Annotated in this window: 15 protein-coding genes; 6 read left to right on the forward strand and 9 right to left on the reverse strand. The window is 73.6% G+C overall.

Annotation, left to right across the window (positions count from 1 at the left end):
* Nucleotides 1–169: 169 nt before the first annotated feature.
* On the forward strand, nt 170–1,564 hold the full coding sequence (locus ACI79U_RS18665; RefSeq protein WP_457072034.1) for a class II fumarate hydratase: 1,395 nt from the start codon (nt 170–172) through the stop codon (nt 1,562–1,564).
* Nucleotides 1,565–1,701: 137 nt separating this feature from the next.
* Nucleotides 1,702–3,003 carry a type II citrate synthase gene (locus ACI79U_RS18670; protein ID WP_457072031.1) on the forward strand — a complete coding sequence of 434 codons (1,302 nt, stop codon included), beginning with the start codon at nt 1,702–1,704 and terminating at the stop codon, nt 3,001–3,003.
* A gap of 341 nt (nt 3,004–3,344) precedes the next feature.
* On the opposite strand, the gene ACI79U_RS18675 is transcribed toward ACI79U_RS18670, so the two are convergent.
* Nucleotides 3,345–3,602 carry a hypothetical protein gene (locus ACI79U_RS18675; RefSeq protein ID WP_457072028.1) on the reverse strand — a complete coding sequence of 86 codons (258 nt, stop codon included), beginning with the start codon at nt 3,600–3,602 and terminating at the stop codon, nt 3,345–3,347.
* Here ACI79U_RS18675 and ACI79U_RS18680 point away from each other — a divergent pair.
* On the forward strand, nt 3,601–5,217 hold the full coding sequence (locus ACI79U_RS18680; RefSeq protein WP_457072026.1) for an NlpC/P60 family protein: 1,617 nt from the start codon (nt 3,601–3,603) through the stop codon (nt 5,215–5,217). The two genes, ACI79U_RS18675 and ACI79U_RS18680, sit on opposite strands and share 2 nt — an antisense overlap.
* Before the next feature lie 42 nt (nt 5,218–5,259).
* Here the strand turns inward: ACI79U_RS18680 and ACI79U_RS18685 are convergent, their stop codons facing one another.
* From ACI79U_RS18685 to ACI79U_RS18720, 8 genes are all read right to left on the reverse strand, one after another.
* The gene (locus ACI79U_RS18685; RefSeq protein WP_457072024.1) at nt 5,260–6,018 is read right to left on the reverse strand and encodes a hypothetical protein; all 759 of its coding nucleotides are present in this window, start codon (nt 6,016–6,018) and stop codon (nt 5,260–5,262) included.
* Nucleotides 6,015–6,377: a hypothetical protein gene (locus tag ACI79U_RS18690; RefSeq protein WP_457072022.1), complete on the reverse strand. Its 363-nt coding sequence runs from the start codon at nt 6,375–6,377 to the stop codon at nt 6,015–6,017. The genes ACI79U_RS18685 and ACI79U_RS18690 overlap by 4 nt, the downstream gene beginning before the upstream one ends.
* Before the next feature lie 205 nt (nt 6,378–6,582).
* Nucleotides 6,583–7,689 (reverse strand): flagellar biosynthesis protein FliA, encoded by a 1,107-nt coding sequence (locus tag ACI79U_RS18695; protein WP_457072020.1) that lies wholly within the window; start codon nt 7,687–7,689, stop codon nt 6,583–6,585.
* A 96-nt stretch (nt 7,690–7,785) separates the two neighbouring features.
* Nucleotides 7,786–8,361: a hypothetical protein gene (locus tag ACI79U_RS18700; protein WP_457072018.1), complete on the reverse strand. Its 576-nt coding sequence runs from the start codon at nt 8,359–8,361 to the stop codon at nt 7,786–7,788.
* Between the two features lie 137 nt (nt 8,362–8,498).
* A complete protein-coding gene (csrA, locus tag ACI79U_RS18705; protein WP_457072015.1) occupies nt 8,499–8,750 on the reverse strand; it encodes a carbon storage regulator CsrA in 252 nt (83 codons plus the stop codon).
* Nucleotides 8,751–8,883: 133 nt separating this feature from the next.
* The gene (gene flgL, locus ACI79U_RS18710) at nt 8,884–9,816 is read right to left on the reverse strand and encodes a flagellar hook-associated protein FlgL (RefSeq protein WP_457072012.1); all 933 of its coding nucleotides are present in this window, start codon (nt 9,814–9,816) and stop codon (nt 8,884–8,886) included.
* 4 nt (nt 9,817–9,820) lie between these two features.
* Nucleotides 9,821–11,233 (reverse strand): flagellar hook-associated protein FlgK, encoded by a 1,413-nt coding sequence (gene flgK / locus ACI79U_RS18715; RefSeq protein WP_457072009.1) that lies wholly within the window; start codon nt 11,231–11,233, stop codon nt 9,821–9,823.
* The gene (locus ACI79U_RS18720) at nt 11,230–11,718 is read right to left on the reverse strand and encodes a flagellar protein FlgN (RefSeq protein ID WP_457072007.1); all 489 of its coding nucleotides are present in this window, start codon (nt 11,716–11,718) and stop codon (nt 11,230–11,232) included. The genes flgK and ACI79U_RS18720 overlap by 4 nt, the downstream gene beginning before the upstream one ends.
* A gap of 186 nt (nt 11,719–11,904) precedes the next feature.
* Between ACI79U_RS18720 and ACI79U_RS18725 the strand changes: the two genes are divergently transcribed.
* The 3 genes from ACI79U_RS18725 to ACI79U_RS18735 form a co-directional block, all read left to right on the forward strand.
* The gene (locus tag ACI79U_RS18725) at nt 11,905–12,906 is read left to right on the forward strand and encodes a sigma-70 family RNA polymerase sigma factor (RefSeq protein WP_457072005.1); all 1,002 of its coding nucleotides are present in this window, start codon (nt 11,905–11,907) and stop codon (nt 12,904–12,906) included.
* Nucleotides 12,907–13,043: 137 nt separating this feature from the next.
* Nucleotides 13,044–13,880: a flagellin N-terminal helical domain-containing protein gene (locus tag ACI79U_RS18730; RefSeq protein WP_457072002.1), complete on the forward strand. Its 837-nt coding sequence runs from the start codon at nt 13,044–13,046 to the stop codon at nt 13,878–13,880.
* Between the two features lie 117 nt (nt 13,881–13,997).
* Nucleotides 13,998–14,338 (forward strand): flagellin N-terminal helical domain-containing protein (locus ACI79U_RS18735; protein ID WP_457072000.1); only part of this gene is annotated, 341 nt, incomplete at its 3' end.

A 14,338-nucleotide genomic window follows, 5' to 3' on the forward strand; every position in this document is an offset into this window, starting at 1 on the left:
GGACCGGTCCGGGGTCCGGCGGAGCGTAGGGCGCCGGCGGTGCGCCGCGGAGCCGTTGTCCACAGGCTCCCCGGCGGCGCCGTCGGGGCGGGTGTCTAGGGTCGCGGGCGAGGCACAGAGCCCATCTCCTCGAGACCGGGCACCATCCACACCACACCGGGAGCGCACCGTGGCCACCGAGACGGACTACCGCGTCGAGCACGACTCCATGGGGGAGGTCCGTGTCCCCGCCTGGGCCAAGTGGCGGGCCCAGACCCAGCGCGCCGTCGAGAACTTCCCCATCTCCGGCACCCCGATCGAGCGCGAGCTCATCGGCGCCCTGGCGTCGATCAAGGGCGCCGCGGCCACCGTGAACGCCTCGCTCGGCGTGCTGCCGGCCGACGTCGCCGAGGCCGTCTCCGCCGCGGCGGCCGAGGTGGCCACCGGGAAGTGGGACGAGCACTTCCCGATCGACGTCTTCCAGACCGGCTCGGGGACGTCGAGCAACATGAACACCAACGAGGTGATCGCCACCCTCGCGTCGGAGGCGCTGGGCTCGCCGGTGCACCCCAACGACCACGTCAACGCCTCGCAGTCGTCCAACGACGTCTTCCCCTCGGCGATCCACGTGGCCGCCACCCGGGCGATCGTGGTCGACCTGGTGCCGGCGCTGGAGCACCTCGCGGCCTCGCTGGAGCGCAAGGCGACCGAGTACGCCGAGGTGGTCAAGAGCGGCCGCACCCACCTGATGGACGCCACCCCGGTCACCCTGGGCCAGGAGTTCGGCGGGTACGCCGCCGCCGTCCGCTACGGCATCGAGCGGCTGCAGGCCTCCCTGCCCCGGATCGGCGAGCTGCCCCTGGGCGGCACCGCCGTCGGCACCGGGATCAACACCCCGCCCGGCTTCGCCGCCGCGATCATCGACAAGCTCGCCGCCGACCTGGGCCTGCCGCTGTCCGAGGCGCGCGACCACTTCGAGGCGCAGAGCTCCCGCGACGCCCTGGTCGAGGGCTCCGGCCAGCTCAAGACGATCGCCGTCGGCCTGATCAAGATCGCCAACGACCTGCGGTGGATGGGCTCGGGCCCGCGCACCGGCCTGGGCGAGATCGCCCTGCCGGACCTGCAGCCGGGCAGCTCGATCATGCCGGGCAAGGTCAACCCGGTCATCCCCGAGGCGGTCATCCAGGTGGGCGCCCAGGTGATCGGCAACGACGCCGCGGTCACCTACGCCGGCACCACCGGCGTCTTCGAGCTCAACGTGACCCTGCCGCTGATGGCCCGCAACGTGCTGGAGTCGATCCGGCTGCTGGCCAACGTCAGCCGACTGCTGGCCGACCGCTGCGTCGACGGCATCGTGGCCAACGTCGAGCAGTGCCGGGAGTACGCGGAGTCCTCACCGTCGATCGTCACCCCGCTGAACAAGTACATCGGCTACGAGGAGGCGGCCAAGGTCGCCAAGCAGTCGCTGGCCGAGCAGAAGACGATCCGCCAGGTCGTGGTGGAGCGCGGCTACGTGGAGCAGGGGAAGCTCACCGAGGAGCAGCTGGACGCCGCCCTCGACGTGCTGTCCATGACCCACCCCTGAGGAAGGCCCCCTCTGTCCCCCACCGCTCACGACCTCGCGGCGGGCCCCTGCAAAGGGGCCGGGATGGCGTGCCGAGAGCAGGAATCCTGCCCCCTGGCACGCCATCCGGGGACGCGGGGCAGTAGCGTCCTGAGCTGATGAGCGAGACAGCGAGCACCGACGACGTGGCCCTGCGCTTCCCCGGCGGCGAACTCCCCCTGCGGGAGATCCCCGCGACGGAGGGCGCCCCTGGCATCGACACCAGCAAGCTGCTGTCCACGACCGGCAGGGTCGCGTTGGACATCGGCTTCGTGAACACCGCCTCCTGCACCTCGGAGATCACCTACATCGACGGTGACGCCGGGATCCTGCGGTACCGCGGTTACCCGATCGACCAGCTGGCCGGGCAGGCCAGCTTCCTCGAGGTGTCGTACCTGCTGATCTACGGCGAGCTGCCCACCGCCGACCAGCTGGAGGCGTTCGACCAGCGGATCCGCCGGCACACCCTGCTGCACGAGGACCTGAAGCAGTTCTTCAACGGCTTCCCGCGTGACGCGCACCCGATGCCGGTGCTGTCCTCCGCGGTCAGCGCGCTGTCGACCTTCTACCAGGACTCGCTCGACCCGTTCAACCCCGAGCAGGTGGAGCTCTCCACCGTCCGGCTGCTGGCCAAGCTGCCGACGATCGCGGCCTACGCCTACAAGAAGTCCGTGGGCCAGCCGATGCTGTATCCGGACAACTCGCTGGGCCTGGTGGAGAACTTCCTCCGGATGACGTTCGGCTTCCCGGCCGAGCCGTACGAGGCCGACCCGGAGCTGGTCAAGGCGCTGGACATGCTCTTCGTCCTGCACGCCGACCACGAGCAGAACTGCTCCACCTCCACCGTGCGGCTGGTCGGCTCCTCGCAGGCCAACCTGTTCGCCTCGGTCTCCGCCGGCATCAACGCGCTGTTCGGCCCGCTGCACGGCGGCGCCAACCAGTCGGTGCTGGAGATGCTGGAGGCGATCAAGCGCGACGGCGGCGACATCCCGCGCTTCGTCGAGCGGGTCAAGAACAAGGAGCCCGGCGTCAAGCTGATGGGCTTCGGGCACCGGGTCTACAAGAACTACGACCCGCGCGCGGCGATCGTGAAGCAGACCGCGGACACGGTGCTGAGCAAGCTCGGCGGCAACAACGAGCTGCTCGACCTGGCCCGCCAGCTCGAGGAGATCGCCCTCTCCGACGACTACTTCGTCGAGCGCAAGCTCTACCCGAACGTCGACTTCTACACCGGGCTGATCTACCGGGCGATGGGCTTCCCGGTCCGGATGTTCACCGTGCTGTTCGCGCTCGGCCGGGTACCCGGCTGGATCGCCCAGTGGCGCGAGATGATCGAGGACCCGGCCACGAAGATCGGCCGCCCCCGGCAGGTCTACACCGGCCCCGCCGAGCGCTCCTTCCTGGAGATCGCCCAGCGCTGAGAAGGACCCCGCTGCCCCCCACCGCTCCCGAGCTCGCGGTGGACCCCTGCAGCGGGGCCGTTCCATCACCTCACGAGGCCCCCGTCGTCCCCCCCGGACGGCGGGGGCCTCGTCGTGTCCGGGAGGCCACGCCTGTCCGGGCACCCCCCCCCGGAGGGGTGAGCCGCACCCCCCGAACGCGTGAGGCTCCTTCACCCCCGCGCGAGGGACGTCGATGGGATCGGGACACGGCTGCCACCCGGCGGCCGGACCGATCCGGCCGACGACCCGAGGGGGACCCCGGTGCCCGCACCGCGCGTGCAGCAGACAGCTGCGCCACGGCCCCGCGCCCAGGCTCCCCGTCAGCGCCCGGCCGCCGGCGCCCGCGCCGCGGCCGGCCGCACCACGTCCCGGTCCAGCTCGCCCCGCACCGGCGCTCCGCGCAGCACGACCCAGCGACGCACGGCCGGCACCGGACGGCCCCGCAGCTCGGGCCGTCCGTCGTCCACCCGCCGGTCGCGCGCCGGCCGCCCGACCCGGCACGCGCCCATCGCGTGGCGCCTGTGGTGGCGCCGGCTGGGCGTCGTCACCGGGGCCACCGTCGCGATCGTCGCGCTCATGGGGTCGGTCGCCCAGCCGCCGACCGAGGCCGGCCAGGTCACCGACCCGGCCCAGGCGGGGGGCACCGCCACCGCACTGGCCGACGCCGCCGCCCGCTACCGGGCTGCCGCGGACACCGCCGCGCGGCACGGTGCCCAGGCGCAGCAGGCCCGCGACGCCGGCGCCGCCGCGCTGGCCGAGGTCGCCGCCGACCGGATCGCGGTCGGCGAGATCGCCGCGACCGCCTACCGGCGCAGCGCCGACGAGCGCTGGCCGCTGGCCCAGCTCTCGCTGCACTCCCCCGACACCACCGGCGACGTGCTGCACGCCCAGGGCCTGGCCGAGCAGCTCGCCGACGCGCAGGACGCCCGGGTGGCCCGCGCCGCCCGGGCCGCGGTGCACGCCGCCGAGTTCACCGATGCCGCCGCGACCGCCGAGGCGCGCGCCGCCGTCGCCCGGCAAGAGGCCGCCGAGGTGCTCACCGAGGTGCGGGACCTGGTCGCCGACCTCGACCCGCTCGCCGCCGCGTCCTGGGCCGGTTCCGCCGGCACGCCGGTCGGCCCCGCCCAGGCCCGCAGCAACGCCGCCGCGCTGGCCGGCTGGCAGGACTACCTCACCCGGCTCGCCGTCGGCGGCATCACGCCGCCCGCGGCGGCGGAGCTCGCCTCCCCCGAGACGCTGCCGAACGGCCTGGCCGCCGTCCGGGACGCCGCCGGCGCGCCCGTGCCCGGCGTCGCCCTGACCTACGCCGCCGGCTCGACGATCACCGTGCTGCCCGCCGAGACCGTGGCCGCGGTCAGCGCCGGCTTCGCCCTGCTGGGCCGGCCCTGGCTGCCCGGCCGCAGCGGTCCGGAGGGGTTCGACTGCGGCGGCTTCACCTCCGCGGTCTGGGCGCACGGCGGCTTCGGCCTGCCCGTCGGCCTCGCCGGCCAGTGGGCGCAGGGCACTCCCGTGCCCGAGGGCCAGCTGCAGGTCGGCGACCTGGTGTTCAGCACCGTCGGCGGCACCACGCTGGACGACGTCGGCATCTACGTCGGCGGCAGCAGCGTGCTGTCCGCCTCCGCCGACCGCTGGCAGGTCGCGGTGCGCGAGGTGCCCGACCTGCGCGCCGCCGTCCGCGTCACCGTGCCGGCCGTCACCCCGACGCCGCTGCCGGCCGCGGCGCCCACGCCGGCCACCTGCAGCGCGCCGGTGCCCGCGCCGGGCACCGACCAGACCCCGGTGAGCGGAGCCTGGGGCGGCTTCGCCAACGGCGAGATCCCCCGCGACCAGCTCTGCTCGATCGGGTACCCGCACCGGCTGCGCTGCGACGCGGCGGCCGCCTACTCGGCCATGTCCGCGGCGTACCAGGCCACCTTCGGCGCCCCGCTGTGCATCACCGACTCCTACCGGTCGCTGGGCGCGCAGGTCGACGCCCACCACCGCAAGCCGCGGATCACCGCGATCCCGGGCACCTCCAACCACGGCTGGGCCCTGGCGGTCGACCTCTGCGGCGGGATCAACGTCTTCGGCACCGTGCAGACCGCGTGGATGCAGGCGAACGCCGGCCGCTGGGGCTGGGTGCACCCCGACTGGGCGCAGGCCGGCGGCAGCAACCCCGAGCCCTGGCACTGGGAGTACGGCAGCCTCACCTGAGCCCCGCAGCCGAGCACCGGCACCCGGCGGGAGTGGGCGCGGTCAGCTCCAGCCGAGGTCGGCGACGCGCCGCCAGGGCAGCGTGACGCTCTGGTCGACCGCCTCGGCCACCAGCCGGCGGGCGACGCCGGCCTCCGCGCAGGCGACCGGGCGCTGCGGCGTCACGACCACGTGCATGTCGCGCATCGGGAGGCCACGCTCGGCCATCTCGCCCAGCAGCCGCTCGGGCTCCACGAGGACGGCGGAGTCGGCGCCGGGGACGCTCGTGGTGGTCCACAGGCCCACCGGACCCTCGATCCGCAGCGCCGCCTCCACCGCGACCGACCGGCCCCAGGCGGCCGACCGCGTCCGGTGGACGGCGGTCAGCGTCGCGGTGCGGGACGGCCGCCAGGGCACCAGCAGCCCGGCCCGCCGGACCACCACCCGCCAGCCCAGCGTCTCGGTGCGGCCCTCGGCCCAGTCGAGCACGGCGACCCCGGCCACCGCGGCCACCGGGTCGGGCACCGGCCGGTGGTCCAGCCAGGAGCGCAGCGCGGTCAGCACGGCGTCCGGTGTACCGCCGACGTGCGCCCGGCTCATCTGCGCGGCGAGCTCGGCGATCAGCACCCGGCTGACCCGGCCGGCCTCCTCGACGACCAGCAGCGCGCCCCGAGGCCCGTCGGCCACCGAGAGCCGGAGCTCCGGCAGGTCGTGGGTCCCGGTGAGGTGGTCCACGGCGTCGCGGACGTCGTCGACGTCCACCTCGGTGCGCACCAGCCGGCGCAGCAGCCCGGCCGGGGAGCCGAACAGCGACTCCGTCACCGGCTCCGCCCCCCGGTCAGCGCCGCCCGGGCCACGGGGGCGAGGCCGGTCAACGACAGCACGCTGGCCAGCTCCACGGCGGAGAGCCGGACCGGGACGACGTCGTCGCCCCAGCCGGTCGCGCTGCGGACCCTAGCCACGGAGGCCGGCCAGACCAGTTCGCGGGCGGCGGCCACGTGCAGCTCGGTGAGCACGTCGCCGAGGTGGACGGCCGCCACGGGGTGCACCGGGCCACCGTCGAGGGCGGCCTGCACGGCCCGCTCGACCTCGCCGCGGTCGGCGGCGTCCAGCCAGTGGGGCACGAGGACGGGCTGCATGGTGTCCTCCCGCATGGTGTCCTCGGCCGGCGGGACGCTCATGCGCCACACCCCCGGAGCTCCCGCTCGGGTCGGCGGGAACTGTCCGGGGCGGTCACGACAGGGATATCGGCAGGTCGGCGGCGAGGTGGACCCGTCGCGGGGCAATTGTTGCCGCCCGCACCGGGCCTGGGACGGCGACCGCCCGGCCACCCGGTCGGGTGGCCGGGCGGTCGCCGGGCACGGTGGTGCGGTCAGGGTGGTGCGCTCAGCCGCCGAGCTCGGCGAGCCGGGACTTGAGCGCCTTCTCGGCACGGTCGGCGTGCACGTTCATGTTGCGCACCGAGGTGCCCAGGTCCGCCGAGAGCTGGGTCTTGGTCTGGCCACCCCAGGTCGTGAGGTACCAGGTGGCCCAGCCCAGCACGTTCGGCTGCGCGGCGCGCTGGTCGCGCCGCGCGGTGGGGTCGGGGGCGCAGGCCGCGGTGAGCGCGTGCGAGAGCAGCGTCTGCTCCGCCTCGCCCATGATCTCGTCGGGCACCTCCGAACTGTCGGGCAGCACGAACTCCACGGCGTCGGCACCGCCGTCCAGCGACTGGAGGTTGCGCAGCCCGGTGAGGGTGGCGACGGTCTGGGAGTTGCGGCGCAGGGTGGCGACGCTCTGCCCCATGTAGGCGGCGAGCTCCCGCTCGCTGGGCCGGCGCTGGTGCTCGGCGGTGAAGGCGGCGACCGCCTTCTGCTGCTTGTTCTCGGTGTCCGCGGCGGTGCGCCCGTAGGCGTTGCGGCCCAGGTCGTGCACCCACTTGGACAGCTGGGTGGCCAGGTAGGCGCCGAACGGCACGGACTTGGTCTCGTCGTAGGTGGACACCGCCTTGAGCACCCACTCGGCCACCTGCTGGTCGATGTCGTCGTTGTCCGGCAGGTGCAGCCGGATGGTGCTCATGTTCCGCTGCAGGCGCTTGAGGCTGACCCGGCAGTAGTGCCGGCACAGGTCGGCGAGGAAGGCCGGCGGCAGGTCACGGGGGGCGCGGCGGCGGACGCCGGCCTCCGGGCGCAACCCGACGGTGGCGATCCCCTCCCCGGCGCACCAGACGCGGACCAGGCCGGCGAGCGCCTCGCCCGTGCCCGGGCGGCCGTCGACCCGGTAGAGGCCCTCGCCCTCGTCGTAGCTCACCTCGACCTCGGCGGGGAGTGCGGCCCGGAAGTGGGTCAGCGACAGCTCCCGGTCGGTGCGGAAGTGCACCCGGTCGCGGGGGGTGATGGGCGCGATGGCCCAGCCCTCGGCTTCGGTCAGCCCGCCGAAGACCAGCGGTTCGCGGATGCGGCTCCGCTCGTCGTCGGTCGTCGGGGCGCTGTCGGTGGTGGTGGTGTGGGGCACCGGGTCCTCCTGAGGGGAAGTGCAGGTGGGCGGGGTGACGGGTGGGACGGCTGACCTCAGCCGCGGTGACGTCGGGCGGAGCCCGACGTCCCGGGGTCAGGCCGGGACGGGGATGCCGCGGAGGCCGGCGACTGCCGCGCCCGCGACCGAGGAGGGGGTGCGCGGGGTCGGGATGCGAGGCGCGGGGGTGCGCGGGGCGGGGGTGCGCGACCCACCCACGGCGTCGAGCACGCCCGCCGCGGCGGCCCGCTCGGCGTCGCTCGGCTCGCCGACGTAGACCGGCATGAAGTCGTAGAGGTCGGTGAAGAGCGCGTCCACGAAGGCGTAGGCGGCCTGGGCCTCGGTGGAGAACCGGGCGATCTGGTCGCGCGGGCCCAGCTCGACGCCGACGGTCACCCGGACGGCGCGGGCGTCACCGGAGAGGCCGGTGAGGGCGAAGGCGACCGACTCGTGCCGGGTGGCCAGCGCGGCGAGCGCGGCGAGGCAGCGACGGGTGGCCGAGCGCCGCGGACGCAGCTGCACGTGCACCACGACGGTGTCGGCCCAGGCTGAGTCCGGGAAGCCGGGCTCGAGGTGCTCGTCGCCGGCCGTGCGGTGCTGCTCGGCGACGGTGCTGTCGGCGAGCAGGTCGACCGCCTCGACCGTGCTCATGGTGCGTGCGCTGAGTGCCATCGTGGTCTCCCCCTGTAACTGGCGCGGTAGGGGAAGGCTTGCGCACGATCCGAGTGCCCGACGGCAAGACTCGCCGCCCTGTGACTACTGGGGCGGACGAGTCGAGCGCTTATTGGTCCGGAATGACCAACTCGTTGTTACTTCTTGCTGGACGGCGGCGCCGACTCTGGCGCAAATGCTGCCAGGGCACCCAGCGCATCGGCAGCGACCTCGGCAGCGAGGGCGTTCGCCTCGGCGATCTGCCGGTAGACCTCCTCGCGGTGGATCGCCACCTCGCGGGGGGCCTTGAAGCCCAGCCGCACGGTGCCGCCGCGGACCTCGACGACGTAGACCTCGATGTCCTCGCCGATGCGGATGCTCTCGCCGACGCTGCGGGTGAGAGTGAGCATGTGGACCCCTCCATGGGTGTGTGTGGCCATCCGTGGCACGCCCCGCCGGTGCGGGGCCGGACGCCGCCGCGCGGCGCCCTGCACTTCCCTTCTCGGCAGGTCAGGCGCCTCTCCGGCACCTGACCTGCCCCTGTCAGCGCAGGAAGTCCAGCAGGCTCGGCTGGATCGCCTTCGCGGTGGCCGACAGCGCCGCCTCGTACCCGGTCTGCTGCATCTGCAGGTTCATGATGGTCTTGGCCAGGTCGACGTTCTCGATGTCGGCCGAGCGGCTGGTGAGCGACAGCTGCAGGTCGGTGTTCACCTGCTTGGCCGTCTCCAGCCGCGAGGTGCGGGTACCGATGTCCGCGGCGGCGTTGAGCATGCGGTTGATCGCCGCATCGAGATCGGCCAGGTCCTGCGCGAGGGCGGCCGGATCGCCCACCACGTTGGCGGCGATGTCGCCGACGACGGTGAACAGGTCGCGCGATGTGACGGTGCCGTCGGCGGCGACACGCGTGACGCCGAAGGCCTCGGGGCCGGTGATGTCGATGCGGATGACGTCGGCCTCGGACACCTGGCGCATCACCGCGATGGCCGGGTCGGTCGCCGGGTCCGTGCCGCCGAGGCCCGCGTACGTGCCATCGGGGGTGTAGGCGGTCTGCCCGGCGGTCACGCCGCCGAAGACCGGCCGGTTCTGCACCGTGGTGTTGGCCAGGCCGAGCAGGCTCTCCCGGAGGCCGGCGACCTCGGTGGCGATGGCCACGCGGGAGCTCTCCGAGTTCGCGCCGTCGTTCAGGCCCCTGACGGTGAGGTCCCGGACCCGCTGCACCTGGGTGAGCATGTTCTGCAGCGCCGAGTCGGTGGAGTTCAGGTAGCCCATGCCGTCGCTGATGTTGCGGGCGTGCTGGGTGGCGGTGGCCAGTTCCTCCCGCGCGATGATCGCCGCGTTGGTGCCGGCGGGGTCGTCCGAGGGCTTGCTGATCGTCTTGCCGGAGGTCAGCTGCTGCTGCAGCTTCTGGATGGCCTCCATGTTCCGGTTCAGCCCCTGCAGGCTGGTCTGGACGACGGCCTTGTGCGTGATGCGCATCAGGTCACAGCCCCACGCGGCCGGTGCGGTTGATCAGCACGTCGAGCGTCTCGTCGATCGCGGTGATCATGCGGGCCGCCGCCGAGTAGGCGTGCTGGAACCGGAGCATGTTGGTCATCTCCTCGTCGAGGTTCACCCCGGAGACCGACTCCCGGGAGGCGTCCACCTGGCTGGCGATCACCGTCTGCGTCTTGAGGTTGCCGGTGGCGACCGAGGCCTCGACCCCCAGCTGCACGATCAGCTGCCGGTAGCCGACCGCCGTGCCGTCCGCCGAGCTCTGCAGCTTGGCGATGGCGATGGCGTTCCGGTTGTCCGTGCTGGCGGTGTTCTCCGTGCTGCCGTCCGCGGCGGCGAGCCGATCGGTGCTGCTGATCGCGAGACTGAGCGTCTTCGCGGTGATGCCGGTCAGGCCCCCCGCGCCGTCGTCGAAGAGAGCACCGCCGAGGGCGCCGGTCTTGTCGACCCCAGCGGTGTGCGCCGTGTTGAACTCGTCGGCCAGCTTCTGGGCGACCCCGTCCAACCGCTCCCGGTAGCCGGGGATCGTCTGGCGCAGCGCGGTGAGCTGCCCGCCGGCCGTCCCGCCGGGGGCCAGCGTCGTGGCGCCGGGGTCGGTGACCAGGCGCGGGTCGGTGGCCGTCGCGGTCAGCGGGTCCGTGGTGCCCACCACCCGCACGCCGATCGAGGAGCCACCGGAGATCAGGGTGGACCCGCCCACCGCGACGTCGACCGCGCCGTAGTCACCCATGGTCGAGGTGGCTCCGATGGACTGGGAGAGCTTGAGCACCAGGGCGTCGCGCTTGTCGGCCAGCTCGTTGCTCGGCAGGCCGGACTGGGTGGCCTTCTTGATCGCGCCGTTGAGCTCGGCCACCTGCGAGATCGTGGTGTTGACGTCGTCGGCCAGCACGTCCAGGGCACTGCGGGTCTGCACCCACGCCTTGTCCAGCGCAGCGTCGGTGGTGCGGAACTCGGCGACCAGGGTGGCGGTCTTCTGCAGCACCGCGGTGCGGGCACCGTCCTCGGTCGGGTTGTTGGCCAGGTCGCCCCAGGACTTGAAGACGTCGGTGAGCTTGGCCTGGATGCCGGTCTCCCCCGGCTCCCGGAAGGCCTGCTCGATCTGCGCCAGGGTGGTGTCCTGCACGGCCATCGCAGCCGTCCTGCCGCTCTCGGCCTGGGCCCGGGCCTCCAGGAAGGCGTCCCGGATGCGGATCACCGTGTCCGCGGTAACCCCCTGGCCAACGTCCTTGCTGACCGACCAGATCGCCGGGACCGGGTTGCCGCCGACCGACTGCAGCTCCGCACGCTGGCGGGAGTAGCCGTCGGTGTTGACGTTGGCGATGTTCTGGCCGGTGACGTCCAGTCCGCGCTGCTGCGCCCACAGGGCGCTGGTCGCGGTGTTGAGCCCCGAGAAGGTACTCACATCGCACCGTCCAGGGTCACCGAGCGGTAGGCGCTGCCCGCGGTGCGGCCGTTCTGGGTGTAGGTCCCGGATTGCGTCCCGGTCCGGGAGGACAGCAGCGCGTCGCCGATCACCGACAACCCACTCTCGATCAGCTCCTTGTTCGCGTCGGAGAGACTGCGCAGCTCGGTGACGAGCGTCAGCAGCGCCTCGTGGTGCTTGGTGTAGAGGTCGTTCCAGGGCGCGGGCGCGGAGTCGGCGAGCTGCCGGAGGGAGGGGTTCGCCTCCAGGCCCAGCCGCCCGGCGATCTGCTCGGTCGCCGCGGCGCGCTCCACCTCGAGGGTGCGCAGCTGCTCCAGGACCACCTCGATCTCGTGCGCGATGCGGGGCAGCCAGCGGCTCTTCCCGGTGAGGATCAGGTACTGCTTCTCCTCGGCCTTGAACAGCAGCAGGTCCAGGAGCTCCTGCTCCCGCCACAGCAACGTCGACAGGTGCTGGTGGTCCATGCCGGCCGCCTTCCTCGTCGTCGTGTGTCCGTGTCGTCGTGTCCGTCTGCGCCACGTGCCCGAGCGGGCCGTGCCGACCCCCTCCCATCGGCACCGCCCGGTGCCCGGTCAAGCCGAGCAGCGCGGCTGGGGAGAAATCCTGCCCACCCGGTCCCGGACCGGCTCCGGTCCGCCGAGAGAGAGCACGTGACCGCAGCCAGCCCCACCCCCCTCGCCGGGGGCGAACGCCGACACCCCGACGTCGACGCACTGGTGACCACCCATCTCCCGCTGACGCACTTCGCGGTGAACGCGGTGGCCTCGCGCATCTCCCTGCCCAGCCACGTCAGCCGCGAGGACCTGCAGGCCTGCGCCCGGGTGGCGCTGGTCGAGGTGGCCCGCCGGTTCGACCCGGCGGCCGGGGCCACCTTCGCGACCTACGCGCTGCCCCGGCTGCAGGGCGCGGTCCTCGACGAGCTGCGGTCCGGTGACTGGGCCAGCCGTTCGGTACGGGCCGCGGCCCGGCGCACCGACGCCGCTGCCGACGCGCTCACCATGAGCCTCGGCCGGCCGCCCACGCGGGAGGAGCTCGCGGCGAGCCTGGGTGTCGGCCGGGCCGAGCTGGACACCCTGCAGGTCGACGTCCACCGCGCCGTGATGGTCAGCATCGACGCCGAGACCGGCGCCGAGGGCACCTCCCTGGACCTCCCGGACACCGGCGACTCCCCCGAACGCGCGCTGCTGCGCGCCGAGCGGGCCCGGCACCTGCACGAGGCGATCCGCGCGCTGCCCGACCGCCTCGACGAGGTCGTCGAGCGCAACTTCTTCGGCGACGAGTCGCTGACCGACATCGCCGACTCCCTCGGTGTCACGCTCTCCCGGGTCTCGCAGATGCGCGCCCGCGCGCTGACCCTGCTGCACGCGGCGATGAGCGAGGTCTGGGACGGCGCCCCGGTCCGGGCCGACGGCGGGGTGCGGGCCCGCAACCAGCAGCGCGCCTACGTCGACCGGGTCGCCGCCGCCCAGGCCGCCGGCCGGAACCCGGCGCGCCCGTCGGTCCCCGCTCCCCGGACCACCGGCCCCGCAGCACCCGCCCCGACCCGAGCGCCCGCGCCGGTGCCGGTGCCGGTGCCGACGCCCGCGGCGCGCGTTCGCCAGCGGTACGGCTGGCCGGCCCCCGAGCGCGAGGTCACCGCCCAGCCCGCCTGACCGGGGCGACCGAGTCACAGCTGCACCAAGGACCTCACTCGTTCGGGTCAACACCGGACGTCGCGGACCGTAGGAGAGGAGGCCCACCGCACGGCCGCGGTGGGCCTCCTCGCCGCGCTCGGTCCACGGAGGGCCCCTTGAGCCTCGTCGTCAGCAGCAACATCCCCGCCCTGAACTCCCACCGCGCCCTGGCGGTCGCCGACCAGCGGCTCAGCACGTCCCTGGAGCGGCTCACCTCCGGCAGCCGGATCAACCGTGCCGCGGACGACGCGGCGAACCTGGCGATCTCGGAGAACATGCGGGCCCAGATCGGCGGGCTGCGGGTCGCCCTGCGCAACAGCCAGGACGGCATCTCGGTGCTGCAGATCGCCGAGGGCGCCCTCGCCGAGGGGCAGGGCATCCTGCACCGGATGCGGGACCTCGCGGTCCAGGCCGCCAACGGCGGCGCGCTGGACGACGACGCCCGGTCCGCGGTCCAGTCCGAGGTCACCGGGCTGCGCGCGGAGCTGGACCGGATCGCCGCCACCACCTCGTTCAACGGCCGCGCACTGCTCGACGGCACGTACCGGACTGTCTTCCAGGTCGGCGCCGACACCGGGCACACGATCGCGGTCGACCTCGGGCCGCCCGTCGACGCCGCCGGGCTGGGTCTGTCCGCCGTCGACGTGCGGTCGGCCCCGGACGCCGATCCCTCCGGCGCGACGGCCGCGATCGCCGCCATCGACGCCGCCGTCGAACGGCTCTCCGTCGTCCGGGGCGACCTCGGCGCCCTGCAGAACCGGTTCGAGCACAACATCGCCAAGCTCGGCGCGGGGCTGGACAACACGGCGGCGTCGGAGAGCCGGATCCGGGACACCGACATGGCACAGGAGATGACCGACCTCAGCCGCACCCGGATCCTGACCCAGGCCGGCACCGCGATGCTCGCCCAGGCGAACCAGTCCGCCCCCCGGGTGCTGCAGCTGCTCAGCTGACCCACCCCCGTGGGGGTATCCCCGCACCGGACGCTCAAGGACCTCCCGGACCCGGCCGTTGAAGGGGCCAGAGCCCACCGCACGGACGCGGTGCGGCACCGTCCAAGGAGGAACACCGTGGGTCTGAGCGTCAACAACAACATCGCGGCGATGAACTCGTACCGCAACCTGTCGGCCACCGACAACCAGATGGCCAAGTCGCTGGAGAAGCTCTCCTCCGGCTTCCGGATCAACCGCGCCGCCGACGACGCCGCGGGCCTGGCCATCTCCGAGGGCCTCCGCTCGCAGATCGGTGGCTTCAAGGTCGCCGTCCGCAACACCCAGGACGGCGTCTCGGTCGTGCAGACCGCTGAAGGTGCGCTCACCGAGACGCACAAGATCCTGCAGCGCATGCGCGACCTGTCGGTGCAGGCCTCCAACGACGGTGGCCTCAACGACGACGCCAAGAAGAACATCCA

It is taken from the genome of Modestobacter sp. SYSU DS0904 (genome assembly GCF_054051115.1).